The 26,056-nt window shown below is 59.5% G+C and carries 22 protein-coding genes, 5 tRNA genes and 1 riboswitch; of the genes, 3 read left to right on the top strand and 24 right to left on the bottom strand.

Translation table 11 applies throughout. The features are described from left to right. Positions 1-201 (top strand): hypothetical protein (locus CKW29_RS25865; RefSeq protein ID WP_218192190.1); only part of this gene is annotated, 201 nt, incomplete at its 5' end. 1,293 nt (positions 202-1,494) lie between these two features. Here CKW29_RS25865 and CKW29_RS23030 read toward each other — a convergent pair. Beyond that, positions 1,495-1,571 (bottom strand) — tRNA-Arg (locus tag CKW29_RS23030). Between the two features lie 152 nt (positions 1,572-1,723). Beyond that, the gene (phnN, locus tag CKW29_RS23025; RefSeq protein WP_095149174.1) at positions 1,724-2,308 is read right to left on the bottom strand and encodes a phosphonate metabolism protein/1,5-bisphosphokinase (PRPP-forming) PhnN; all 585 of its coding nucleotides are present in this window, start codon (positions 2,306-2,308) and stop codon (positions 1,724-1,726) included. Between the two features lie 352 nt (positions 2,309-2,660). Between phnN and CKW29_RS23015 the strand changes: the two genes are divergently transcribed. Then, a complete protein-coding gene (locus tag CKW29_RS23015; protein ID WP_095083540.1) occupies positions 2,661-2,987 on the top strand; it encodes an Arc family DNA-binding protein in 327 nt (108 codons plus the stop codon). Between the two features lie 166 nt (positions 2,988-3,153). On the opposite strand, the gene mgtE is transcribed toward CKW29_RS23015, so the two are convergent. From mgtE to ltaE, 9 genes are all read right to left on the bottom strand, one after another. After that, positions 3,154-4,596 carry a magnesium transporter gene (mgtE, locus tag CKW29_RS23010; protein ID WP_095146933.1) on the bottom strand — a complete coding sequence of 481 codons (1,443 nt, stop codon included), beginning with the start codon at positions 4,594-4,596 and terminating at the stop codon, positions 3,154-3,156. 535 nt (positions 4,597-5,131) lie between these two features. Further along, positions 5,132-5,208: transfer RNA gene (locus CKW29_RS23005), tRNA-Arg, on the bottom strand. A gap of 71 nt (positions 5,209-5,279) precedes the next feature. Next, a tRNA-Arg gene (locus CKW29_RS23000) sits at positions 5,280-5,356 on the bottom strand. Between the two features lie 72 nt (positions 5,357-5,428). Next, a tRNA-Arg gene (locus CKW29_RS22995) sits at positions 5,429-5,505 on the bottom strand. A gap of 107 nt (positions 5,506-5,612) precedes the next feature. Next, a tRNA-Ser gene (locus CKW29_RS22990) sits at positions 5,613-5,703 on the bottom strand. Between the two features lie 62 nt (positions 5,704-5,765). Continuing rightward, on the bottom strand, positions 5,766-5,954 hold the full coding sequence (gene csrA, locus CKW29_RS22985) for a carbon storage regulator CsrA (RefSeq protein ID WP_010226667.1): 189 nt from the start codon (positions 5,952-5,954) through the stop codon (positions 5,766-5,768). Between the two features lie 185 nt (positions 5,955-6,139). Continuing rightward, on the bottom strand, positions 6,140-7,381 hold the full coding sequence (locus CKW29_RS22980; RefSeq protein ID WP_095083544.1) for an aspartate kinase: 1,242 nt from the start codon (positions 7,379-7,381) through the stop codon (positions 6,140-6,142). Between the two features lie 90 nt (positions 7,382-7,471). Next, the gene (alaS, locus tag CKW29_RS22975) at positions 7,472-10,090 is read right to left on the bottom strand and encodes an alanine--tRNA ligase (RefSeq protein WP_095149172.1); all 2,619 of its coding nucleotides are present in this window, start codon (positions 10,088-10,090) and stop codon (positions 7,472-7,474) included. A gap of 146 nt (positions 10,091-10,236) precedes the next feature. Beyond that, a complete protein-coding gene (ltaE, locus tag CKW29_RS22970; RefSeq protein WP_095149171.1) occupies positions 10,237-11,241 on the bottom strand; it encodes a low-specificity L-threonine aldolase in 1,005 nt (334 codons plus the stop codon). Positions 11,242-11,457: 216 nt separating this feature from the next. Beyond that, positions 11,458-11,629: riboswitch (FMN riboswitch) on the top strand. A gap of 119 nt (positions 11,630-11,748) precedes the next feature. Here ltaE and CKW29_RS22965 point away from each other — a divergent pair. Further along, positions 11,749-12,258, top strand: coding sequence for a 6,7-dimethyl-8-ribityllumazine synthase (locus tag CKW29_RS22965; RefSeq protein ID WP_095146936.1), 510 nt, complete (start codon positions 11,749-11,751; stop codon positions 12,256-12,258). 70 nt (positions 12,259-12,328) lie between these two features. On the opposite strand, the gene astE is transcribed toward CKW29_RS22965, so the two are convergent. The 13 genes from astE to CKW29_RS22900 all read right to left on the bottom strand — a co-directional run bounded on the left by astE (position 12,329) and on the right by CKW29_RS22900 (position 25,858). Beyond that, complete coding sequence (gene astE / locus CKW29_RS22960) at positions 12,329-13,339, bottom strand: succinylglutamate desuccinylase (protein ID WP_095149170.1); 1,011 nt, start codon at positions 13,337-13,339, stop codon at positions 12,329-12,331. A gap of 12 nt (positions 13,340-13,351) precedes the next feature. Next, entirely contained in the window at positions 13,352-13,639 is a 288-nt protein-coding gene (locus CKW29_RS22955; RefSeq protein WP_095083556.1) for a topoisomerase II, read from the bottom strand. Between the two features lie 63 nt (positions 13,640-13,702). Beyond that, positions 13,703-15,049, bottom strand: a complete 1,347-nt coding sequence (gene astB / locus CKW29_RS22950) for an N-succinylarginine dihydrolase (protein ID WP_095146938.1) — start codon at positions 15,047-15,049, stop codon at positions 13,703-13,705. A gap of 72 nt (positions 15,050-15,121) precedes the next feature. Then, positions 15,122-16,591: a succinylglutamate-semialdehyde dehydrogenase gene (astD, locus tag CKW29_RS22945; protein WP_177452467.1), complete on the bottom strand. Its 1,470-nt coding sequence runs from the start codon at positions 16,589-16,591 to the stop codon at positions 15,122-15,124. Continuing rightward, positions 16,588-17,613: an arginine N-succinyltransferase gene (astA, locus tag CKW29_RS22940; RefSeq protein ID WP_095149168.1), complete on the bottom strand. Its 1,026-nt coding sequence runs from the start codon at positions 17,611-17,613 to the stop codon at positions 16,588-16,590. Before astA ends, astD begins: the two co-directional genes overlap by 4 nt. Positions 17,614-17,698: 85 nt before the next feature. After that, on the bottom strand, positions 17,699-18,718 hold the full coding sequence (gene aruF / locus CKW29_RS22935) for an arginine/ornithine succinyltransferase subunit alpha (RefSeq protein ID WP_095146941.1): 1,020 nt from the start codon (positions 18,716-18,718) through the stop codon (positions 17,699-17,701). 132 nt (positions 18,719-18,850) lie between these two features. Next, positions 18,851-20,071 carry an aspartate aminotransferase family protein gene (locus tag CKW29_RS22930; protein ID WP_095149167.1) on the bottom strand — a complete coding sequence of 407 codons (1,221 nt, stop codon included), beginning with the start codon at positions 20,069-20,071 and terminating at the stop codon, positions 18,851-18,853. Between the two features lie 538 nt (positions 20,072-20,609). Next, on the bottom strand, positions 20,610-21,590 hold the full coding sequence (argR, locus tag CKW29_RS22925; protein ID WP_095146943.1) for a transcriptional regulator ArgR: 981 nt from the start codon (positions 21,588-21,590) through the stop codon (positions 20,610-20,612). 113 nt (positions 21,591-21,703) lie between these two features. Further along, on the bottom strand, positions 21,704-22,468 hold the full coding sequence (locus CKW29_RS22920) for an ABC transporter ATP-binding protein (RefSeq protein ID WP_095146944.1): 765 nt from the start codon (positions 22,466-22,468) through the stop codon (positions 21,704-21,706). Positions 22,469-22,491: 23 nt separating this feature from the next. Beyond that, entirely contained in the window at positions 22,492-23,604 is a 1,113-nt protein-coding gene (locus CKW29_RS22915; RefSeq protein WP_095146945.1) for a M14 family metallopeptidase, read from the bottom strand. 1 nt (position 23,605) lies between these two features. Continuing rightward, on the bottom strand, positions 23,606-24,304 hold the full coding sequence (locus CKW29_RS22910; protein WP_095146946.1) for an ABC transporter permease: 699 nt from the start codon (positions 24,302-24,304) through the stop codon (positions 23,606-23,608). Beyond that, the gene (locus tag CKW29_RS22905) at positions 24,301-24,990 is read right to left on the bottom strand and encodes an ABC transporter permease (RefSeq protein WP_095146947.1); all 690 of its coding nucleotides are present in this window, start codon (positions 24,988-24,990) and stop codon (positions 24,301-24,303) included. The genes CKW29_RS22910 and CKW29_RS22905 overlap by 4 nt, the downstream gene beginning before the upstream one ends. 91 nt (positions 24,991-25,081) lie before the next feature. After that, positions 25,082-25,858, bottom strand: coding sequence for an ABC transporter substrate-binding protein (locus CKW29_RS22900; RefSeq protein ID WP_095146948.1), 777 nt, complete (start codon positions 25,856-25,858; stop codon positions 25,082-25,084). Positions 25,859-26,056: the final 198 nt, after the last annotated feature.

The raw sequence follows: 26,056 nt of genomic DNA, 5'->3' as shown, positions 1-26,056 counted from the left end.
GAGCACGAGGTCGGCAGCCTCGCGTTTGAATTCAGCAGAAAAGGAACGGCGTTGTTTGGTCATCTGACACCTCGATCTGGCGAGCATTCTCACCTAAATGGGTGTCCGGTTTCATTAGACCACTACACCCCGCCAAAGTTAGTTAACTGGTTAACTCGCTTGGTTAACTGGGCTGAAAGCCTTGTGAGCCGTGGCCTGTAGCCCGGTTAACTAAGCATTTGACCTGGTTAACTCGACTATCTGCCAGTCTTTACCGGTGATAGCTCGCGCTCGCTCCCGCGTTTTAAACGCGGAGGTGATCCGTCATTTCATCTCGACCAATTACAACGGGAATATACGGGGGGTGTCATTCCTCAAAACGACCCCCTCCAACGCGGAGACTGCGCCGCATTTTGGTCTTGCTGATGAGCTGCCTTCTCGGTCGATCTTTCCGCTGTTCTGGCTGTTTCTGTTCCCCCAAAAAAACACTGGGGTACAAGTCCCCCCGCTCAAGCCCCCGGAAACATTGGCTGTTCCCACTGTTCCCCCGTTCCCCCGTTTTTTGAAACCAGTCACACATTGGATGGCGGACAATCGCGACAGAGGGACGCCATGAGTCTCCTTTCTGGTCTGCTCGATCACATGCCTCCGACCATGGCCGGTACCGACTCGCCAAAAGTGGCTAGTCGCCCTCGCCCACCTGGTGGCTGTCAACCGCATCGAGCGCCCTACTCAACTCGCAACCAGTCCACACGCCAGCGCTGCCAGCCTGGAGTGGCGCCAGACGCGGGGCCACTACATCAACCACCTCATGCACTGCCGGCCCTGTTATGCCCCCCAGAGGGCGCCGCTGTGCTGTGGGGGCGGGTTTTCGGGCGACCTACGACTCCCCAATGGAGGACAGACCATGAATGTTGCCAGCGTGGTTGCCACGGTATCGCCCAACGTTCTCCGATTTGAAATCGGAATAATGCGCACTATGGGTTTTGGCATTTTAAATCGCGAAACCCGTGCAGGATCAACAGGCCATCTGCTGTTCCAAACCGAGGATGGTTCGCGCTCACTTCCGCGTTTCAAGCGCGACTTCGGCAGCAGCTCGACTTGCCCCCATTTCAAACCGAGGCAAGACCGCGCACCTGGTCAAACGCGAACCGACATGACCAGGTACAACGGTGTAGGGCTAAATCGAGGGGCGATACAGCAACCCGCCAAATAGTCGTGTAGAAAACGACACTCTGTGTAGGAACAAACACGGCTTGTCGAGCTCTCAAAGGTGGAGGGTGTCGTTTAAAGAAACGACACCACAGCTTGGTGGAGATGGTCGGTCAGCGTCTTCAATGACGATCGCAAATCGCTGACTTGTATGTGCGAGGAAGGGTTAACCGGTAAATTCAGCGCCAACAAAAAAGGCCCCGCCTGATAGTTCAGTGCGGGGCCTTTTTTGCTGACGCTGGTACGCTGCTGGTAGCGCTTCCCTGATCTGGTAGGAATAACCGGCGAAAGCCTTGAAGAATATGGTGTCCCAGGGCAGGTTCGAACTGCCAACCTTCCCCTTAGGAGGGGGATGCTCTATCCAATTGAGCTACTGAGACACTGGCCGGCCGCCAGGACATGCGGCGCGATGGACGGCGAGCATGTTAACGGGCAACCCCGGGTTTGTCATGTCGTCTGTGGGGCTTTTTAAGTGTAGGCAATCATATCCGCCCGACAATCTCCTGATAGCAACACGGAGCCTGGCGCCCCATCACTCCTCCAGCTGCGTTTCGTGGATACCTTCGCGCCTTAATAGATCGAGCAAGCGACTCACCGCCGACGACAACTCACCGGAGTTATCCAGCAGGAATATGCCTTGCGCTTGATCCTCGTCGGCACGACTGGCGAACAGGGTATTACGCTCAAGCCGGGCCTCGATCTCCATCGCGCTTTCACGCCCTCGCCGCTCAAGGCGCCTGCGTAACACCTCAGAGCTGACGGTCAACAGAATGGGCAGCAGCGCTGGATAGCGCTCCCTGGCTAGTGGCAAATGCCCCCTTGAACCATTGACCAGCACGTGATGCCCTTCAGCCAGCCACTGATCAATCTGCACGGGTATACCGTAATCCAGCCCGTTGGCGTGCCAGCTCAGCGCAAAGCCGCCCTGGCTCGCCAGTTCGGCGAAAGCCTGGGGTGTAACGCCAATGGCTGCCTCTCCGACCGACTCGGGCGATCGGGTAATCACCCTGCGCGCCACGACACAATCCAGGCGCGCCAAAGCATCGCGAGCCGCGTCGATCAGGCTGTCCTTGCCAGACCCAGACGGCCCCATCAGATAAATCAGTCTGCCACCCATGCCGCCCTCTCCCCCCATTACCTGCCCGCCCTAGCAAATCGGCTACATGCCACTATTCTGTATAAGGCAAGGAACAAAGTACGAACCCGCCTGTCAGGTAAAAGGATGCGATCAGTCATTCGGATGGCATGAGTGTTTTCAAACCAGTCCGCATTTCTGATAATTGGTGCTGGCATAATGCCTGCCACCAGTTCAATATTTGTCACAGAATTGGCGCCAAGGATCTGGCTTATTTGAGGCATGATGCGGGCCTCTTATCAATTCAGGTTGAACATTTGGCGGTCGAGCTTGTCCTACTGACATCCCGCGGCCAATTCCGAGAACCGCTCCCCTGAACTAACCGGTTAAATATATGCGCCCATTGAAACAGGCAATTTATTCCAGCCGTACGGCTGACAAATTCGTCGTACGCCTGCCAGACGGAATGCGTGAACGCATTGCCGAGGTGGCACGCAACCATCATCGCAGCATGAACTCCGAAATCATCGCGCGACTGGAGCAGAGTCTTATTCAGGAAGGCGCGCTGGGCGAAGAGCTGAGCATGCGCCTGGACAGCCCCGAGCTGTCATTGCACGAACGCGAACTGCTGCAACGCTTCCGCCAACTGTCCCACCGCCAGCAAAACGCGCTGGTTTCACTGATTGCCCATGACGCAGAAATGGCCGCAAACCCAGCCTGATTCCATCCCGAGAGTTCAAGCCAGCCATGGGCTGGCTTTTTTTTGCCTGGCATTCAGGCACTCGTCTGCTCGTCGGCACGCTCAGTCGCCATCGGCATCAGGTTTATCCAGGAAAAATTGAAGGTGCGCGACCCCGCTCATTCGAGCAAGGTCACGCCTCAATGACTCAGAGCAGGAAAATCGTCGCCAGCCCGAGGAAGATAAAGAAACCACCACTGTCGGTCATCGCCGTGATCATCACACTGGCGCCCATGGCAGGATCGCGCCCCAGGCGTGCCAGGGTCATCGGGATCAAGACCCCCATCAACGCCGCCAGCAACAGGTTGAGCGTCATGGCGGCCGTCATCACCACCCCCAGCGACCAGCTGCCATAAAGCAGGTAAGCCACCACGCCAATGACACCTCCCCAGACCAGGCCGTTGATCAAGCCTACCGCCAACTCCTTGCGCATCAGGCGCGAGGTATTGCCGGTGCTGACCTGATCAAGCGCCATGGCGCGGACGATCATGGTGATGGTCTGGTTGCCCGAGTTGCCGCCAATGCCCGCTACGATCGGCATCAATGCCGCCAGGGCCACCAGCTTCTCGATAGAACCTTCAAACAACCCGATCACCCGCGAGGCAACGAACGCCGTGATCAGGTTGACCGCCAGCCACGCCCAACGGTTACGCAAGGACTTCCAGACCGAGGCGAAGATATCTTCTTCTTCACGCAGACCCGCCATGTTGAGCACTTCGGTTTCGCTCTCTTCACGGATCAGGTCGACCATTTCATCGATGGTCAAACGACCAATCAACTTGTTGTTCTTGTCGACCACCGGGGCCGAAATCAGGTCATAACGCTCGAAGGCCTGGGCGGCGTCATAGGCATCTTCATCCGGGTGAAAGCTCACCGGGTCGCTGGCCATGACCTCCGAAACCTGCTTGTCGGGATCGTTGACCAACAGTCGCTTGATCGGCAGGACGCCCTTGAGCACGCCGTCATAGTCCACCACGAACAGTTTGTCGGTATGGCTCGGCAGCTCTTTGAGGCGACGCAAGTAACGCAAGACTACTTCAAGACTGACATCCTCACGGATCGTCACCATCTCGAAGTCCATCAAGGCGCCGACCTGCTCCTCGTCATAGGACAACGCGGAGCGGACACGCTCACGCTGTTGGCCATCGAGGGCTTCCATCAGCTCGTGGACGACGTCTCGCGGCAGCTCGGGGGCCAGGTCAGCAAGTTCGTCGGCGTCCATCTCCTTGGCGGCTGCCAGGAGCTCGTGATCGTCCATGTCGGCGATCAGGGTTTCACGAACGGAGTCGGAGACTTCAAGCAGGATGTCGCCGTCACGCTCGGCCTTGACCAACTGCCAGACCGTCAGGCGGTCGACGAGCGGAAGCGCTTCAAGGATGTAGGCAACGTCGGCGGAGTGCAGATCATCGAGCTTGCGTTGCAACTCGACGAGGTTCTGCCGGTGGACCAGGTTCTCGACCCGATCGTGATGAGCACCTTCCTGACGGTGGGTCAGGTCTTCGACCACCCGCTGGCGATGCAGCAGCTCAACGACTTGAGCAAGGCGGTCCTGCAAGCTTTCTTGCGTTTTTTTTACTTCAACTTCAGTCATAGGCGAACTCCACTCCCAGCAGCGGGGCACGCCGGAAGGATCAATCAGTCAATTCATGATTGGTAAAACGAAATAGTGAGTAACTACTGGGTAAGTCCATGGAGGTAATCCAAAAGCCCCGGCGGGGCTGACGGGCGCAATGATACACCGCTTGGCGTTTTTAAACGTTAAAAAATCCAGCCCAGAACAAGCGCTTGCGAGATAAACCTGAGCACTCTCCACACCTGTGAAACTGCGACGACTCTTTCTGAAAAGAAAACACACCCGCACCGAAAAATCTCGCCACGCCCCTCAGACTAGACCGCCCTGAAGACAGAACGTCGCGAAGCGACCATCAATCAATGAGTATTTTTTGGCGTGAGCCTGCGGGACGCAGAAAGCGTAGCCGGGACACTGGACAAGACGAGCAGACGAGACTGGCACTACAGCGGAAAAGGAACCCGGAACGCACAGACCGCGCTCAACGAGAAAGGATATGCAAAAGCCAAATCCAGGACAGCAAAAAGCCCGCGTTAGACGCAGGCTTTTTGGTGTTTGGTGCACTCGACAGGATTCGAACCTGTGACCGCTCGGTTCGTAGCCGAGTACTCTATCCAGCTGAGCTACGAGTGCATGTGTACTTTTAGACCAGATCACAACTGGTTGAAGCCAGGTTACCTGCATGACTGCAAACAACCTTTAAATGGTGCACTCGACAGGATTCGAACCTGTGACCGCTCGGTTCGTAGCCGAGTACTCTATCCAGCTGAGCTACGAGTGCATATGTGCTTTTAAACCAGATCACAACTGATTGAAACAAGGTTGCCTGCATGACTGCAAACAACCCTTTAAATGGTGCACTCGACAGGATTCGAACCTGTGACCGCTCGGTTCGTAGCCGAGTACTCTATCCAGCTGAGCTACGAGTGCATTTGGTGCTGCGCATTATAGTCCGTCGAATCTTTTTTCCAAGCACTTTTTCTAGTAATTTCAACAACTTACCGAAGAAGCCTGATTACAACGTGCTAAACAAATAATGGCGGAGAACGGGGGATTCGAACCCCCGACACCCTTTTGAGGTGTACTCCCTTAGCAGGGGAGCGCCTTCGGCCACTCGGCCAGCTCTCCGCAACACGGGGCGTATCTTAACCAACCTTTTCCCCGTTTGCAAACATAAAAATCGATAAAAATTAATGAGTTGGTTCTTCGTCCTTCTCTTTCTTTATACGCAGGTAGATTTCCTCACGGTGAACCGCGACCTCTTTGGGTGCGTTAACGCCGATGCGCACTTGATTTCCTTTAACGCCGAGCACGGTTACGGTGATTTCGCCATCACCAATAATCAGGCTTTCTGCGCACCGACGAGTCAGAATCAGCATACCTTTCTCCTCACGCATTTCAGTTCAGGGACAACAGTCTGCAAAAAAAAAGCGCTCGACCTGCAACCGGAGCGGTCGCAGCTCTTCACGCCTAAGTATTGACTAGCGCGCGCAAAAGAACAGGCTTGCGCGCACCACTCAAAAAAATAAAGGGCGCGGTCAGGCCGCGCCCTCCGGGCAACGCATCACTCGCCCTGTGGGGCCGGTGCGTCCAGTTCGAAGGCTGTGTGCAGCGCGCGCACAGCCAGCTCCAGATACTTCTCTTCGATCACGACCGAGACCTTGATCTCCGAGGTGGAAATCATCTGGATGTTGATGGTTTCCTTGGCCAGGGCTTCGAACATGCGGCTGGCGACGCCTGCGTGAGAACGCATGCCAACGCCAACGATCGATACCTTGGCGATCTTGGTATCACCCACCACTTCACGGGCACCGATCTCGCGAGCCGTGTTCTCCAGCACGGCCTGGGCCGCCTGGTAGTCGTTGCGGTGTACGGTGAAGGTGAAGTCCGTGGTGTTATCGTGCGCAACGTTCTGCACGATCATGTCGACTTCGATATTCGCGGCGCTGATAGGGCCGAGAATCTTGAAGGCCACGCCCGGGGTGTCTGGCACGCCACGGATGGTCAGCTTGGCTTCATCGCGATTGAAAGCGATGCCGGAAATGATCGGCTGTTCCATGGTTTCCTCTTCATCGATAGTAATGAGGGTGCCCGGACCCTCCTTGAAGCTGTGCAGTACGCGCAGCGGAACGTTGTACTTGCCGGCGAACTCGACCGCACGGATCTGCAGCACCTTGGAACCGAGGCTGGCCATTTCCAGCATCTCTTCGAAGGTAATCTTGTCCAGGCGCTGGGCCACGGACACAACACGCGGGTCAGTGGTATATACACCATCGACGTCGGTATAGATCTGACATTCATCAGCTTTCAGGGCTGCTGCCAGTGCCACGCCGGTGGTGTCGGAACCGCCACGCCCCAGGGTGGTGATGTTGCCGTGCTCGTCGACGCCCTGGAAACCGGCGACTACAACCACGCGACCCGCCTTCAGGTCACCGCGAATCTTCTGGTCATCAATCTGCAAGATACGCGCTTTATTGTGCGCACTGTCCGTCAGAATCCGCACCTGGTTACCGGTGTAGGACACCGCAGGAATGCCACGCTTGATCAGCGCCATGGCCAGCAGTGCAATCGTCACCTGCTCACCGGTGGAGACGATAACGTCCAGCTCACGGGGAACCGGTTGATCCTCACCACTGATTTGCTTGGCCAGATCGATCAGACGGTTGGTTTCGCCGCTCATTGCAGACAGCACAACCACCAGGTCATCGCCGGCATCGCGGAATTTCTTAACCTTGTCGGCGACCTGCTCGATTCTCTCGACAGTGCCGACCGAGGTGCCTCCAAATTTCTGTACGATCAAAGCCATTTCAAAGCCGCCTCTGCCCATGAAGGGCGCCCAATAATCACTCAAACAGCTGCCTGACCCACCACTAGACTGCGGGCCAGGCACTCTGCCTTATAAACCCTGCTCTACAAATGGAACAGTCAGGGCCAAGGCCGCGTCCAGTGCGCCAGCGTCAGTACCACCGCCTTGCGCCATGTCCGGACGACCACCGCCCTTCCCGCCCACTGCCGCAGCGGCTTGCTTCATCAAATCACCGGCTTTGAGTTGGCCAGTCAGGTCTTTGGTCACACCGGCAACCAGCACGACCTTTTCCTCATGGACACTGCCGAGCAGGATCACTGCGCGGCCGAGTTTGTTTTTCAGTTGATCGACCAGCGCCAGCAGCGCCTTGCCATCCTGACCGTCCAGACGCACGGCCAGTACTTTCACGCCTTTGACGTCCAGGGCAGAAGCCGACAGGTCGTCACCCGCCGCGCTGGCGGCCTTGGCTTGCAACTGCTCGAGTTGCTTCTCCAGCATACGGTTGCGCTCAAGCACAGCCGACAGCTTGTCGATCAGGTTGTCAGGGCTACCCTTGACCAGGTTGGCCGCTTCCTTGAGCTGCTCTTGCGCAGCGTTCAGGTAAGCCAGCGCCGCGGCACCGGTGAGTGCTTCGATACGGCGCACGCCGGACGCCACACCGCCTTCGCTGATGATTTTCAGCAGGCCGATGTCGCCGGTACGGTTGGCGTGGATACCACCACACAGTTCAACGGAGAAGTCGCCGCCCATGCTCAGTACCCGCACGTCGTCGCCGTACTTCTCGCCGAACAGCGCCATGGCGCCCTTGCGTTTGGCGGTTTCGATGTCGGTCTCTTCGGTTTCGACCTCGGAGTTCCGGCGAATCTCGGCGTTGACGATTTCTTCCAGCGCCTTGATCTGCTCAGGCTTGATGGCTTCGAAGTGGCTGAAGTCAAAGCGCAGGCGCTGACTGTCGACCAACGAGCCTTTCTGCTGAACGTGATCGCCCAGCACCTGACGCAATGCGGCGTGCAGCAAGTGAGTCGCGGAGTGGTTCAACGACGTGGCGTGACGCACCTCGGCGTCAACGTGGGTCTCGACCGGCGCACCGACGACCAGGCTGCCCGAATCCAGGATACCGTGGTGCAGGAAGGCGCCGCCGGTCTTGGTGGTGTCACGCACGTCGAAACGCGCGCTGCCCGCCTGCAGGTAACCGCAATCACCGACCTGGCCACCGGACTCGGCGTAGAACGGCGTCTTGTCGAGAACGATCACGCCCTCATCGCCTTCGCTCAATACGTCGACCGACTGGCCATCTTTATACAGCGCAACGATTTTTGCCAAACCACGGGTATCGGTGTAGCCGGTGAACTCGGTGGCCACGTCAACCTTGACCAGGGTGTTGTAGTCCAGGCCGAACGAACTGGCCGAACGGGCACGCACGCGCTGGGCTTCCATCTCGCGCTCGAAACCTTCCTCGTCGATGGTCAGCTCACGCTCACGGGCGATGTCGGCGGTCAGGTCCATCGGGAAACCGTAGGTGTCGTACAACTTGAACACCACGTCGCCCGGCACCACGGTGCCCTTGAGTTCAGCCAGGTCCTGCTCGAGGATCTTCAGGCCGTGCTCCAGGGTCTTGGAGAACTGCTCTTCCTCGGCCTTGAGCACACGCTCGATGTTGGCCTGCTGCTGCTTGAGTTCCGGGAAGGCTTCGCCCATCTCGGCCACCAGGGCCGCGACGATCTTGTGGAAGAAGCTGCCGGTCGCACCCAGCTTGTTACCGTGACGGCACGCACGACGGATGATCCGGCGCAGGACATAGCCACGACCTTCGTTGGACGGCAGCACGCCGTCGGCGATCAGGAAACCGCACGAACGGATGTGGTCGGAAACGACCTTGAGCGAAGACTGGTCGTCATTGCTGCAACCGATAGCCTTGGCCGAAGCGCTCAGCAGGTTCTTGAACAGGTCGATCTCATAGTTCGAGTGCACGTGCTGCATCACCGCGCTGATCCGCTCCAGGCCCATGCCGGTGTCGACCGACGGGGCTGGCAATGGATGCAACACGCCATCGGCGGTGCGGTTGAACTGCATGAACACGTTGTTCCAGATCTCAATGTAACGGTCGCCGTCTTCTTCCGGCGAGCCCGGTGGGCCACCCCAGATATCGGCGCCGTGATCGTAGAAGATCTCGGTGCAAGGACCGCACGGGCCGGTATCGCCCATGGTCCAGAAGTTATCGGAGGCGTAAGGCGCACCCTTGTTGTCGCCGATGCGGATCATGCGCTCGACCGGGACGCCGATGTCCTGGGTCCAGATGTCATAGGCCTCGTCATCGGAGGCGTAGACGGTCACCCAGAGCTTTTCCTTTGGCAGCATCAGCACGCCGGTCAGGAAGGTCCAGGCGTAGGTGATGGCATCACGCTTGAAGTAATCGCCGAAGCTGAAGTTGCCCAGCATTTCGAAAAAGGTGTGGTGACGAGCGGTATAACCGACGTTTTCCAGGTCGCTGTTCTTGCCGCCGGCGCGTACGCACTTCTGGCTGCTGGTGGCGCGGGTATACGCGCGCTTTTCCTGGCCCAGGAAGCAGTCCTTGAACTGGTTCATCCCCGCGTTAGTGAACAGCAGGGTTGGGTCGTTGCCCGGAATCAAAGAGCTGGAGGCTACACGGGTGTGGCCTTGCTCTTCGAAGAAGCGAAGGAAGGCTTCACGGATTTCTGCGCTTTTCATTAGGTTCTTCCACGGAGGCTGCGGCCAAAGGCCTGTGCGTTTCGTCAACGGACGAAGCGACGGCAAAGGGCCGCATTATATCGGCCCTGCGCGCGCGGTACAGCGTGTTTATACGATAGAAACCGTCAATTGGACGGCCAGCATTGTCATTTACCGGAAAACTCGACGAATGTCGCGATCACCTGCTCGACCTGCGCCCGACTCACATCCATGTGGGTGACCATCCGCAACCGTGGCGCCGCACTGAGCTTTACCCCGCGCTCGCTGGCAAAAGCCTTGATCGCGTCGGCTTTATCGCCCATCTGCACGTAAACCATATTGGTCTGTACCGGCTCGACGTCGTAACCGGCCGCACGCAGGCCCTCGGCCAGAAACTGCGCGTTGGCATGGTCATCGGCCAGGCGTTGCACATGGTGATCGAGCGCATACAAGCCCGCAGCCGCCAGAATGCCGGCCTGACGCATGCCGCCGCCGACCATCTTGCGCAAGCGCCGGGCCTTGCCGATCATCTCGACCGAACCGCACAACACCGACCCCACCGGGGCGCCCAGACCTTTGGACAGGCACACGGACACCGAGTCGAAGTGCCGAGTGATTTCCCGGGCATCAACTCCCAGCTTGACCGCTGCGTTGTACAGCCGGGCACCATCCAGGTGCAGCAACAGCCCCTGTTCACGGGTAAAGCTTCGCGCCCGCTCCAGATACTGCAACGGCAACACCTTGCCCTGCATGGTGTTTTCCAGCGCCAGCAGGCGGGTCCGGGCGAAGTGAAAATCATCCGGCTTGATGGCCGCCGCGACCTGATCCAGGTCCAGCGAGCCATCGGCCTGCACCTCCAGCGGTTGCGGCTGGATCGACCCCAGCACCGCCGCACCACCGCCTTCGTACTTATAGGTGTGCGCCTGCTGGCCGACGATGTACTCATCGCCACGTTCGCAATGGGCCATCAAGCCCAACAGGTTGCTCATGGTGCCCGTGGGCACGAACAACGCGGCGGCAAACCCCAGTCGACCGGCCAGTTCGGCTTCCAGGCGATTGACCGTCGGATCCTCACCATAGACGTCGTCGCCGGTGGCTGCCGTGGCCATTGCCTTGAGCATCCCTGCGGTCGGTTGGGTGACAGTGTCGCTGCGAAGATCAATAACACTCATGAATCAGGCCTCGGAATAGGACGCTCGCGTCGCTGCTGATAAAGAAGATTGCCCAGATGAGGGTTTACTGCGGCCACCCCCTCGATTAATCAAGGCTGGGCGCAGGAAAAGGCGGTTCAGGCCAACGGAAAAACTGATGTATATCATCAGAAAGCAGCGATGCGCAGCCCCGCAATATGTGTTAAAAACGCTTCGCCGCCAGAAAAACTGTCGGCAAAACGTTCTCAGGGCGGGGTGCAACTCCCCACCGGCGGTAATTGCGCGCAATGCGTATAGCCCGCGAGCGCTTGATGTCACTCAGGCTTTGGGCCGTGAGTGACAACAAGGTCAGCAGACCCGGTGTGATCCCGGGGCCGACGGTCATAGTCCGGATGAAGAGAGAACGGGATTGGCACCAAAGGGCCGTCCATGGCAACGCGCAGTCACTGCACGTTCGACCTGCACGCACCCTCAAATCCCCTTCGATTCATATCGCCCTGTTTTTTACTCAAACAGGAGTCAGAACAGATGCAACCCACCGCAATCGATAGCAAGAGCAAAAACCATCAAGGCGAGCGCGTAGCGTTCATCCAGGCATGCTGGCACAAGGAAATCGTTGACCAAAGCCGCACGGGCTTCGTCAGCGAGATGATCGCTCAGGGCTATCTGGCATCGGACATCGACTTTTTTGAAGTCGGCGGCGCCTTCGAAATCCCGCTGCATGCCAAGCTGCTGGCCAAGTCCGGCCGCTATGCCGGCATCGTCGCGGCAGGCCTGGTGGTTGACGGCGGTATCTACCGCCACGAGTTCGTCGCCCAGTCGGTGATCAGCGGCCTGATGCAGGTTCAGCTGGAAACCGAAGTCCCGGTGTTCTCGGTGGTGCTGACCCCGCATCACTTCCATGCCGGCGAAGAACACCAGAAGTTCTTCTTTGAGCACTTTGTGCACAAGGGCCAGGAAGCGGCGAAGACCTGCGCCGATACGCTGCACAAGATGCGTACCCTGCATCGTAGCGAGCCACACGCGCTAGCCGTCTAAACACAACACTTGTGGGAGCGTGCTTGCGGAACGCCGCCCGGCCCGCTCCCACATTTGATCTATGTTTGGCTCAGACGAGGCTTTCGTCGCCAGTCGGCACGATCAGGATGCCGGCGCGCAGACCGTTCTTCACCTTGGGGTTGGGGAAAATGATCCGGGCGCCCTGCTCTTCGATGACCCAGCGGGTATTGGCAATGTCTTCCGCCAGTACATAGCCCACGTCCAACTCCGAAAAATTCTCGATGTCCGCTGGCAAGTTCAGCTGGAAGCTGTCGCTGTGCTTGATGACTTCCCGTGCCACGCTGAACAGCTGCAAACCCTCCAGGCCTTCCTGCGCCATCGGCGGCTCAGTGCCTTCGATGATCTGCTTCAGGCGGGTTTCAAGGCGCGAAACGTTGACCCCTTCGTTCTGGCCGAACGGCCGGGCCTTGCCCAACTCCAGGGTGAAGGATTCGGCATCCAGCTTGTCGTAGGTGTACGAGCTGAACACGATGGACGGCTTGTTCTGCAACAACACCGCTTCCATCCCGGCTGCACGCAGACGGGCCAGTTCCCGGCGGGAATGCTGGCGCCCCTCTTTCCAGGGGTACAACGCAAACTGTTCGATCTTCGAGCCGCGAATCGCGGTGTGCAGGTCGTAGTGCAAACGGGCGCGGTCCGGCAGGTTGAAAAAACTCGCCGCCAGGCGCTCCAGCTCACAGGCGCGCAGCGCTTCGTAGCCACTGCTGAGTTCGTGACGGCCGTTGAACAGCCGGTTGACATCCTGCTCGATAAAACGCTCGCCGCGGCGCATGGCCTCGGGATTACCGAACAGGAACAGAATACGTGCACACGGCTTCAAGTCACCGCGGGCGATGTCGTGCAACAGGCGATCGAGCAATTCGATCGGCGCTGTCTCATTGCCGTGGATACCGGCCGACAACAGCAGGTCCAGGCCATTGTCACGCGCTTGGGGTGGGCGGACTTCCAGCGCACCTTCACTCAGCCAGCGCATCCGCACGCCTTCGACAGTCAGTTGAGTTTTCTCCGCCGGTTCACGGCCGGCGAGGGTCAGTTCAAGCAGTTTGCCGAGGGCGAGCATAGAGCCAATTCCTTAGTGATCGTGGTTGCAATCCGGACCGTGCACGTGGTCTTCGTCGCCGATTTCAGCCGGTTCCATCTCCAGTTGCAGACTTACCAGATTAGTCGCCAATGGGCGAAGCAGCAGGTTGGCGTATTCAGCATCGCCTTCTTCGACATCAACGCCGATCAGCAACTGGCCACGGCCATCGTGCTGAATCCACAGTTCCTTGCCTTGCCACATCACCGCCACGCGGGTGCAGGAAGTTTCCAGTTGAGTGCCGTCGGTGTCTTCAAGGATCAGCTTCAGGGTATCGCTCATGTTTACGCTCTCATCTGGAGATATAGCGGCGCGCCCTGCTCGTTGGGAGCAGGGCACGGGCTTTCAATTGATCTGGAATGGATAAACCGCGCCCAGTTTAAGGATTTGCGTCAGTTCATCCAGTGCCGTCCGGCACTCAAGCAACAATTGTGGGTCCGCCAGATCGTTTTCGGTCATGCGGTCACGGTAGTGCTTTTCGACCCATTGGGTCAGCGAGCCGTACAACGGCGCCGTCATGATAACCCCTGGGTTGACCGCCGCCAGCTCGGTTTCGTTGAGCGCGACACGCAGTCGCAGGCACGCCGGCCCGCCGCCGTTCTGCATGCTCTGCTTGAGGTCGAACACCTTCACCTCGCGGATCAGGCCGCCGGAGCTGGTCAGGGTCTGCAGGTACTGCCAGACGCGCTCGTTGTTCTGGCACTCCTGCGGCACGATCAACAGCATCGAACCATCGGCGCGCGACAACAACTGACTGTTGAACAGGTAGGAGCGTACGGCGTCTTCGACCGACACTTGCGAGCGCGGCACGCAGATTGCCTTGAACTGACCGCCCCGTTTGGCGAGCTTGGTCGACAGCTCGGCCAGCATCTGCTCGGTATCGAGGAACGCGTCCTCGTGATAGAACAGCGCCTCACCGTTACCCACGGCAATCACGTCGTTGTGGAACACGCCCTGGTCGATGACCGATGGATTCTGCTGGGCATAGACCACACCGTCATCGCTCAGGCCGTGCAAGCGGGCCACCGCTTGCGATGCTTCCAGGGTCTGACGGGCCGGGTACTTCTGCGGCGCTGGATAACGGGTATCGAACGCACTGCGACCGAACACGAAGAACTCGACACCGGCTTCGCCGTAATCACGGCAGAAACGCGTGTGGTTGGCCGCGCCTTCGTCACCGAACTGAGCCACCGCCGGCAGGGCGGCGTGGTGAGCGAAATGCTTCTGGTCAGCGAACATCGCCCCCAGCACACGGCTGGTGGTCGGGTGTTCGATGCTGCGGTGGTATTTGCAGTTGAGGTTGGCGGCAGTGAAGTGCACACGACCATCGGCAGTGTCGGCACTTGGGCTGACCGTCGCGGCGTTGGCCACCCACATGCTCGACGCCGAGCAACTGGCAACCAGCAACGGCATCGCCTGCTTGGCCGCCTGCTCGATCACCTGTGCGTCGGTACCGCTGAAACCCAGGTTACGCAGAGCGCCGACATCCGGACGCTCCTGAGGCGCGAGCACGCCCTGGACAAAGCCCATGTCCATCAGCGCTTTCATTTTCGCCAGGCCTTGCAGCGCCGCTTCCTTGGGATTGGAAGATTGCTGGCTGTTGCTCTGGGACGCAACGTTACCGTAGGACAGACCGCCGTAGTTATGGGTCGGCCCCACTAGACCGTCAAAATTGACTTCACAGGATTTCATCAGCGAGGCTCCACGAATCTGTTTTTTATAGGCATCAGTAACTGTTCTTCAACACCGAGTCGCGATGCGGTCTTACGACATCCGCACGCCAGGGGTCAGCGCGCTCGGCAACGTCAGGCTCGGCGTTTCCAGCGAGGCCACCGGGTACGCGCAATAGTCCGCTGCATAGTAAGCGCTGGCGCGATGGTTGCCCGAAGCACCCACGCCACCGAATGGCGCGCTGCTGGCAGCACCTGTCAGCTGCTTGTTCCAGTTGACGATGCCGGCACGGCTTTCCAGCCAGAACTGCTGGTAACGCGCTTCGGAATCCGACAGCAAGCCTGCGGCCAGGCCGTATTGGGTGTCGTTGGCCTCGGCAATCGCCGCCTCGAAATCAGCGTAGCGAATCACTTGCAGCAGCGGACCGAACAGCTCTTCATCAGGACGCTCCGCCACCGCGGTCACATCCACGATACCTGGCGTCAGCAAGGCGGCATTCGCCTGCGGCTGAGTCATTGCCAGCAACGTGACAGCGCCATTGGCCAGCAGGTGCGCTTGCGCATCCATCAGTGCCTTGGCCGCTGCCAGCGAAACCACCGAGCCCATGAACGGTGCCGGTTGCTGATCGAACGCGCCGACTTCAATCGTTGCGCTGACCGCCACCAGGCGCTCCAGCAGCGTGTCGCCCCATGCACCTTGCGGGACCAGCAGGCGACGAGCACAGGTGCAGCGTTGACCGGCGGAAATGAACGCGGACTGGATGATGGTGTACACCGCAGCATCGAGGTCAGCCACCTGATCGACCACCAGCGGATTGTTGCCGCCCATTTCCAGCGCCAGGATCTTGTCCGGACGACCGGAGAACTGCGCATGCAGATGATTGCCGGTGCGGCTGGAGCCGGTGAAGAACAGGCCGTCTATCCCCGGATTGGCGGCCAGCGCGATCCCGGTTTCACGGGCGCCCTGCAGCAGGTTCAGGACGCCTGCCGGCAGGCCGGCTTCGATCCAGCACTTGACCGTCAGTTCGGCGACTTTCGGTGTCAGCTCGCTGGGTTTGAACAGCACGCTGTTACCCGCCAGCAACGCGGGCACGATGTGACCGTTAGGCAGGTGACCGGGGAAGTTGTAAGGCCCGAACACCGCGACCACGCCATGGGGCTTGTGGCGCAGCACTGCCGTGGCATCGCCCAGTGGGCCGCTCTTCTCGCCGGTCCGCTCACGGTAGCTCTGCACCGAAATGGCGATCTTGTTGACCATGCTGGTCACTTCCGTCGCCGCTTCCCACAGTGGTTTACCGGTTTCTTCGCCGATGCAGTGGGCCAGTTCGTCCGCGTGGTTCTTCAGGCTCGCGGCAAAGGCCTCCAGCACGTCGATACGCTCTTGTAAGGTACGCCTGGCCCACGCCGGGAACGCTTGACGCGCAGCTTGCACGGCGCTTTCAACCTGAGCGGCGCTGGCGCCCTGCCCCGACCACAGCACTTGCTGGGTCACCGGGTTCAGCGATTCGAAGGCATCGCCCTGACCGGCCAGCCACTCACCTGCGATGTATAGCGAATTCATTATTTCGACTCCCGGGCAGCAGACAACGGCACGGCACGCACCTGGTCGCCGGCGTTGAGTTGAAGACGTTTGGCGGTCAGCGGATCGACCACCAGGGTACCGGCCGCCAAGCGCGCTGGCGCGGCGGTGATCCGGCAGTCTTCGCGCTTGCGGTTATGCATCAGGAATGGGGTGGCGTCATCACCGGGGGTACCGATGGCCAGCACCAGCGCCTGGCTGTCGCGCACCGCACGAATCTTGCCGGTTTCGCACTCCACGGCCGGGCCTGCGTCGAAGATGTCGACATAACCCTGGTAGCTGAAGCCTTCGCTCTTGAGCATGGCCAGCGCCGGCTCGGTGTCCGGGTGGACCTGGCCAATCACGCGGCGTGCGTCCTCGGAGAGAAAGCAGGTGTACAGCGGGAATTTCGGCATCAGTTCGGCGATGAAGGCCTTGTTGCCCACGCCGGTCAGGTAGTCGGCCTGGCTGAATTCCATCTTGAAGAAGTGCCGACCCAGGCTTTCCCAGAACGGCGAACGGCCCGCGGCATCGGACACACCACGCATCTCGGCAATGATCTTGTTGCCGAACAGCTGTGGGAACTCGGCGATGAACAGCATGCGCGCCTTGGCCAGCATGCGCCCGTTCAGGCCGGTGCGGTAATCGGCGTGCAGGAACAACGAACACAACTCGGAATTACCGGTCAGGTCGTTGGCCAGGAACAGCGTCGGGATTTCGCGGTAAATGTTCAACTCTTGCGACGCGCTGACGGTCAGGCCGACCCGAAAGTTGTACCAGGGCTCACGCAGACCGACGGCACCAGCAATGGCGGAGATCCCCACCACGCGGCCGTCGTCGTCTTCGAGCACGAACAGGTAGTCCGCGTCACCGCGCTCCGCTTCACCACGGAAAGTCTTTTCCGCCCAGCCAACCCGATGCGCCAGGCGCTCTTCGTTGGCCGGCAAAGTAGTCAGGCCGGTGCCGGTGCTGCGGGCCAGGTCGATCAGAGCGGGTAAATCGCTGCTGCGTACGGGACGAACGATCATGCTATCTCCTCAAACGGGCAGCCGGTAACGGCCACCCGTGAAACTCGCTGTTTTCCAGGACTCTTTCCAGGCAGGGCAGCAGGCGTTAAACCGCTACCAGGCGCACGCTGGCACCTTCACCGACACCCAGGGCTTCGGCGGCTTCCAGATCCAGGGTCACGGGCTTGCCCGGCGCATAGTCCAGCTCAAGCATGACGGCGCGGTAATCCTGCAACTGGGCATTGGCCACCAGGTACTGACGACCGGCACCCTTGACCGGTTCGCCAATCTTCACCGGCACCACACGGCTCTGGGCAATCGAGCGGATGCCCGAGACGCGCGCATGCAGGGTCGGGCCACCGTCGAAGATGTCGATGTAGTGATCGGTTTCGAAGCCTTCACGCATCAGGATGTCGAAGGTGATCTGCGCCCGTGGATGCACCTGGCCCATCGCCTCCTGGGCGGAATCCGGCAGCAGCGGCACGTAGATCGGGTAATGCGGCATCAGCTCGGCCAGGAAGGTCCGGCTCTTGAGCCCGCACAGACGTTCGGCCTCGGCGTAGTTGAGGTCGAAGAAGTTGCGACCGATGGCATCCCAGAACGGCGAGTCGCCATGCTCGTCGCTATACCCAACGATCTCGGTCACCACCGAGTCGGCAAAGCGCTCAGGATGGCTGGCGACGAACAACAAACGACCGCGGGAGTTGAGTTCCGACCAGGCCGAACCCACCAGCTCCGGCAGCACGTAGAAGCTGGTCAGCAGGCTATTGCCGGTCAGGTCATGGCACTGGGAGAGCACGTGGATCTTGTTGTGGATCTTCAGCTCGCGGGAGGCGTGCACGAAGGTTTCATTACGGAAGCTGTAGAACGGCTCGGAATAACCGGCCGAGGCCACGATGGCCGAGCAGCCCACCAATTTGCCGGTGGCGGTGTCCTCCAGCACGAAGAAATAGCTTTCCTCACCGTTGAAACTGACTTCGGCGGCAAACGATGCTTCGCTTGCGGCGATCTTGTCGCTCAGGCGTTCAACGTCGTCCGGCAAGGACGTGACACCAATCGGGCTGTCCGCAGCCAGACGCTGTACCTCGCCCAGATCAGCCATTTGCGCAGGGCGCATCACCAGCATGGTGTCACTCCTTAATCAAGAACAGGTCGATCCGATCGGTCGACGGAAAAAAATACCGGGCAGGCCCGGCACAGAAAATGTGTCTCGACGCCCATCCCTAAGCATAGGCGCCGAGCAGTCACGCAGCCCGAATCAGGCTTGAGTCAGCTTGGCCACGGCACGCTCGAAGCGGTCCAGACCTTGCTCGATGTCGTCGTCTTCCACCACCAGGCTTGGCGCGAAGCGAATCACGTCAGGACCGGCTTGCAGAATCATCAAGCCTTCTTTCTCGGCGGCGTTGAAGATGTCCTTGGCACGACCTTTCCAGGCATCGTTCAGCACGCAACCCAACAGCAGGCCCAGGCCACGCACCTGAGTGAACAGGCCGTACTGCTCACCGATCTGCTGCAGGCGGGCCTTGAACTTGTCGTGCTTGGCGTTGACGCCATTGAGCACCTCAGGGGTGTTGATCACGTCGATCACCGCTTCAGCAACCGCACACGCCAGCGGGTTGCCGCCGTAGGTGGTGCCGTGGGTGCCGACGACCAGGTGCTTGGACAGGTCTTCGGTGGTCAGCATGGCCGCGATCGGGAAACCGCCGCCCAGGCTCTTGGCGCTGGTCAGGATGTCCGGCGTCACGCCGTAATGCTGGTAGGCGAACAGTTTGCCGCTGCGGCCCATGCCGGTTTGCACTTCGTCGAACACCAGCAGCGCGTTGTGCGCGGTGCACAGTTCACGAGCGCCTTGCAGGTAAGCCAGCTCGGCCGGCAATACACCGCCTTCGCCCTGGATCGGCTCCAGCACCACGGCGCAGGTCTTGTCGGAAATAGCAGCTTTGAGCGCGGCCAGATCGTTGTACCGCACATGGGTGATACCGGTGATCTTCGGACCGAAACCATCGGAGTACTTCGACTGGCCACCAACGTTGACAGTGAACAGGGTACGGCCGTGGAAGCTGTTGAGCGCGGCGATGATTTCGTACTTCTCGCTACCGAAACGATCATGGGCCACGCGACGGGCCAGCTTGAACGCGGCCTCGTTGGCTTCAGCCCCGGAGTTGCAGAAGAACACACGCTCGGCGAAGGTCGCGTCGATCAGCTTATGGGCCAGGCGCAGGGCCGGCTCATTGGTGAATACGTTGGACACGTGCCACAGCTTGTTCGCCTGCTCGGTCAAGGCACCGACCAACGCCGGATGCGCGTGGCCCAATACGTTAACGGCAATCCCGCCGGCGAAGTCGATCAGCTCGCGACCAGACTGGTCCCAAACGCGGGAACCGGCGCCACGCACAGGAATGAAGGCGGCAGGCGCGTAGTTGGGAACCATTACCTGATCGAAATCGGCGCGTTGTACCGCAGCGTGCTCAACGGACATCGGAGTCTCCTGATGAGAAACACCCGCCTGAAACTGGCGAGCTTGGTGAGGATTGTAAGGACAGTTTCGAGCTTGGCCTTGCCGCCAAGCGACAACTTCTTATAGCGCAAAACCCGCTTTTGACCGGGTTTACGGCAATGCGACAAATAGCGTCGCAAAGGCGCAGTTTAAACTGCCGCACAGGTTAGAGGCAGGGCTACCGGGATTTGATTTCGAGCCGTGTGTCCGCCCGTAACATCTACCGTACCCCGATCTTTCATCACGGGTTTGCCTGGCGCCTTCTCAACGTTCAAGGATCAGTACGATACAAACGCCTGAAGGACAGCAGGTCCGCCAGACTGAAAATGCTCAACGCCAATCAAGTCGATCAGGCGTTCGAACGCCTCTAGGATATCCGCACCTTTGCCGAGCCTTTGCTGCGAGATGCGCTGAAAAGCCATTCCATCTTGATCTGGGCATCAACAGCGCTTTTTTGCACCTGTCATACCCGCGACACCTTGGGGAAAGTCATCCCCCCAAGTCATCAAGACCTGCGCCGTTACCCGCGCTCCGACGGTACCGATGACAGTTCGAATGGGCTGCTGCTGCGGCGCTGGTTACGGTCTTCACGCGGCGTGGCGCCGAAGAAGTTGCGGTAGGCGCTGGAGAAATGTGGCCCGGAAGAGAAGCCACAGGACAAGCCGATCTGAATGATCGACTTGCTGGTTTGCATCAACATCTGCCGGGCCTTGTTCAGGCGCAACTCCAGGTAGTACTGGCTCGGCACACGGTTGAGGTACTGCTTGAAAATCCGCTCCAACTGCCGACGGGACACGCACACATGCTGGGCGATTTCGTCGGTAGTGAGCGGCTCTTCGATGTTGGCTTCCATCAGCAACACGGCTTGCGTGAGCTTCGGATGGCTGGAGCCGAGGCGGTTTTGCAACGGAATGCGCTGACGCTCCCCGCCTTCGCGAATGCGCTCGACCACCAGTTCTTCGGACACCGCACCGGCCAGCTCGGCACCGTGATCACGGGCCAGCACCGCCAGCAACAGGTCGAGCACCGACATGCCGCCGCACGCCGTCAGGCGATCACGATCCCAATCGAACAGATGACTGGTGGCAATGACCTTGGGGAAACGCTCGGCGAAATCATCCTGCCAACGCCAATGCACCGCTGCACGGTAACCATCGAGCAATCCGAGCTGAGCCAGGGGATACACCCCGGCCGACAGACCACCGATCACACAGCCGGCACGCACCAGTTGCTTGAGCGCGCTGCTCAGGGCCGGGGTCAATGCGGTCGGCGGCTCATCGGCGAGCAGAAACACCTTCTGGAAATTTTCCAGCTTGCCGGTCCAGGCCTCGCCGGGCAGCTGCCAGGCCCCTTCGGCCGGCGGCTCGGCCTGCAGGAACACCAACTCGTAAACCACTTCCGGATGCACGCGCTGGGCAACACGCAAGGCCTCCTCGGCCAGCGCCAGCGTCAAGGCTTTAGTGCTGGGCCAAATCAGGAAACCAATTCGATGGGCAGTCATGGCGGGCAATCCGAAACGAAAACAGTGTTAAAAGCCGAAGGCGGCTGCAACCAAATTAGACCATCTGGCGCGCGGTGCGCAGCATGACCTAATTGGGTGCATAACGGGAGCGATTACTTCAGGCTGCCCGAGAGGAATTGCTGCAAGCGTTCGGACTGTGGATTGACCAGCACTTCACGCGGGTTGCCGCTTTCTTCGACAACGCCTTGGTGCAGGAACACCAGTTGGTTCGACACTTCACGGGCAAAGCCCATTTCGTGGGTCACCACCACCATGGTCCGGCCTTCCTGGGCCAGGGCCTGCATGACTTTCAGCACGTCGCCGACCAGCTCAGGGTCCAGCGCCGAAGTCGGCTCGTCGAACAGCATCACCTCAGGCTCCATCGCCAGCGCACGGGCGATCGCCACACGCTGCTGCTCACCGCCGGACATGTGACCAGGGTAGGCGTCCTTGCGATGGGACACGCCGACCTTGGCCAGGTACATCTCGGCCTTTTCACGAGCCTCAGCCTTGGACATGCCGAGTACGTGCACCGGCGCTTCCATGATGTTTTCCAGCGCGGTCATGTGCGACCACAGGTTGAAATGCTGGAACACCATCGACAGGCGCGAACGCATGCGTTGCAGCTGCTTGGGATCGGCCGCCTTCAGCGCGCCATCCTTGTTCGCCACCAGCTTGAGCTCTTCGTTGTTGAGCAGGATCTTGCCGGCGTGGGGTTGCTCAAGCAGGTTGATGCAACGCAGGAAGGTACTTTTGCCGGAGCCACTGGAGCCGATGATGCTGATCACATCGCCCGCCGCTGCTTTCAGGGACACGCCCTTGAGCACTTCGTGACTGCCATAGCGCTTATGCAGGTCTTGGACTTCAAGTTTGTACATGCTGTCGGTTCTCACAAAAACAGTCAGTCGTTGAGCAAGCGCCCGTGACGCAGCGCTTCGCGCCCCGCCACCTTGGCCAGCCAGAAACCGGGTTGGGCATACCGCAGCCGTTCAACGGCAAACAGTACACCGGCCGTACCAGCACATACCGTGCTGACCCGATCAGCCAAAGGATCGATCACCTCGAAAATCTCGTCACCGGCCTCGACCCACTCACCAGGTTGACGCAAAAAACTCACCACACCGGGGTGCGGTGCAAACAGCAATTCGGTGCCGTCGAACGGCAGGCCTTCGCAGGCTTCATGGGAAGGCTTCGGCCATTCACCACTGATCAGCCCCTGCTCCGCCAGGAACGCCAGAATGCCTTCGGCGTGTGCGCAGGCCGTCGGGCGCCCGGTATCAGCCTGACCACCCAACTCGAGGGTAGTCGCCAGGCAGGCTAATGGAATCTGCGCATCGGGAAACTGCCGGGACAGACGTAACCACGGCAGCGAACAGGCCTCGTCAAACGAGCTGCCACCGGAGTCTTCCGCCAGCAGACCGACCCGCACATTCAGGTGCGCGGCCAACGAACGCCAGTGCGGCCAGTGTTGCGGCAAGGCGTACATATGCAACGCCGCTTCGGCATCGCAATGCAGGTCCAGCACCACATCCGCCGTACACGCATGAGCGAGCAGCACACGCTGCATGCCCTGCAACTGGCTGCTGGCCGGTGGCAATGCGGCCAACACATCGCCCATGGCCTGACGGATCAGTTGCACATTGGCGTGAGCATCATCCCCCAGGCGCCCTTCCAGCAAGGCAGCCACGGGAGCACTCAGCTCAACGAAATCGCGGTTGAAATTCTTGCCGCTACCGGCTTCGAAGCGCCCCTGATGATTGCCTTGCAGCAATTGCCCGAGCCCCAATGGGTTGGCCACCGGCACCAGTTCGATCACACCTTTCAGGGCGCCCTGCGCTTCCAGTTCGGTCAGGCGCTTTTTCAGCTCCCAGGCCGTGCGCATCCCCGGCAATTCGTCGGCGTGCAGGCTGGCCTGGATATAGGCCTTGCGCTCGCCGCTGCCGAAGCGGAACACCGAAATCCGGCGTTCGCTGCCCAGATGGCTCCACGTCAAAGCGTGATCGATACGTTCCATATCAGTGCTTCCGCGGAGCCAGGTAGCCCAGCCAGCGACGCTCGGCGAGCTTGAACAGGCGCACCAGAATGAAGGTCAGGCACAGGTAGAAAACACCGGCGGTGATGTAGGCCTCGAACGGCAAGTAGTACTGAGCGTTCACGGTACGCGCGGCACCGGTGATGTCGATCAGGGTCACGATGGACGCCAGACTGGTGGTCTGCAGCATCATGATCACTTCGTTGCTGTACTGCGGCAGTGCCCGGCGCAGGGCCGACGGCAGCAGGATGCGCTTGTACATCTTGATGCGCGACATGCCCATGGCCTTGGCCGCTTCGATTTCACCATTGGGCGTGGCCCGCAGGCTGCCGGCAATGATTTCCGCCGTGTAGGCACTGGTATTGATGGCGAACGCCAGGCAGGCACAGAACGTCGCGCTGGACAGCCATGGCCAGAAAATACTCTCACGCACCGCTTCGAACTGCGCCAGACCGTAGTAGATCAGGAACAGCTGTACCAGCATCGGCGTACCGCGAATCACGTAGGTGAAGAGCCAGGCACTCATGTTGACGATCGGCTGCTTGGAGACACGCATCAACCCCAGCGGCAGCGCCGCCAGCAGGCCGAAAAACAGCGACAGTGCGAGCAGTTTCAGGGTGGTCAGCAGGCCACCGAGGTAGAGCGGCAGCGCCTCCAAAATGACGTTGTAGTCGAAGATCATAGATCAGCCGCCCTTACGCCTACCGAGTAGCGCTTCTCAAGGTGACGCAATGCCAGCAACGAGACACTGGTGATCACCAGGTACATTGCCGCCACTGCGAGGAAGAAGGTAAAAGGCTCGCGAGTGGCATCCGCCGCCTGCTTGGCCTTGAACATCATGTCTTGCAGACCGACCACCGAAATCAGCGCGGTTGCCTTGGTCAGTACCAGCCAGTTATTGGTAAAGCCGGGAATCGCCAGGCGAATCATCTGTGGCACCAATACCCGGAAAAACACCTGGAAGCTGCTCATGCCGTACGCCATGCCGGCTTCGGCCTGGCCTTTGGGGATGGCCATGAACGCTCCACGGAAGGTTTCCGACAGGTACGCACCAAAGATGAAGCCCAGGGTGCCGATACCGGCCGCCAGCGGATTCAGATCGATGTAGTCGTCATAGCCGAGCAATGGCGCCACACGATTGAGCAGGTCCTGGCCGCCGTAGAAAATCAGCAGGATCAGCACCAGATCGGGAATCCCGCGGATCACCGTGGAATACAGGTCGCCCAGCCAGGCCAGCCAGCGTATCGGCGACAGGCGTAGCGCGACCCCGATCAGACCCAGAACAATGGCCAAGACCATGGACGACAAGGCGAGCTGAAGCGTCAGCCATGCGCCATCGAGGATGACAGCCCCGTAGCCTTTCAACATGTTTCAGGTCCTCGAAAGTTGGGATGAAAAAATGGCGCAAACCTCAGAGCCCCTGCTGCTTGCGCCATTTCGGACTTATCGCTGCGACGTATTACTTGCCGTAAATGTCGAAGTCGAAGTACTTGTCCTGGATTTGCTTGTACTTGCCGTTCTCGCGAATGGCGGCGATGGCCGCGTTGATCTTGTCCAGATCAGCCTTGTCGCCCTTGCGCACCGCGATGCCTACGCCGTCACCGAAGTACTTGACGTCGGTGAATGCCGGGCCCACGAACGCGAAGCCTTTGCCGGAGTCGGTCTTCAGGAAGCCATCATTCAACAGGGTAGCGTCTGCCACGGTGCCGTCGAGGCGACCGGCAGCCACGTCCAGGTAGATTTCGTTCTGCGAGCCGTAAGGCTTGATTTCAGCCCCCAGTGGCGCCAGGACTTCACGGGCGAAACGCTCGTGGATCGAGCCGCGCTGCACACCGATGTTCTTGCCCTTGAGCTCGGTCAGGCCATCGCTGACCTGGGTACCGGCCTTCATGACCAGGCGCGCCGGGGTGTTGTAGTACTTGCTGGTGAAGTCCACGGACTTCTTGCGATCTTCAGTGATCGACATGGAAGACAGGATCGCGTCGATCTTGCGCACCTTGAGTGCCGGGATCAGACCGTCGAACTCTTGCTCGACCCAGACGCACTTGACCTTCATCTCTTCGCACAGGGCGTTGCCGATGTCGTAGTCGAAACCAACGATGCTGCCATCCGGCGCCTTGGACGCGAACGGAGGGTAAGCCGCCTCGATACCAATTTTCAGAGGCTTTTCATCGGCGAACGTTGGCAAAGACAGCACGGACAGTGCCAGGGCGCCAAGAAGCACGAGTTTCTTCATCTTTGGACTCCATCGGTAAAGGGCGAAAACGGCAGAGTGAGCAACAGCCCAATATGCGAATGGGTGAAACGAAATAAAGCTGCTGCGTCCCGGCAATCGCGCGCTGACTTCAACACGGACTACGACGAGCGAGTGATCGGCATTCTAACGACAGGCCCGAGGCCGATATTTCTTCAATGCGACAACATATTACAGAAG

This window comes from Pseudomonas sp. Irchel s3a18, from assembly GCF_900187535.1.
Classification (GTDB): domain Bacteria; phylum Pseudomonadota; class Gammaproteobacteria; order Pseudomonadales; family Pseudomonadaceae; genus Aquipseudomonas.
This window is presented reverse-complemented; position numbering and strand designations above follow the sequence as displayed.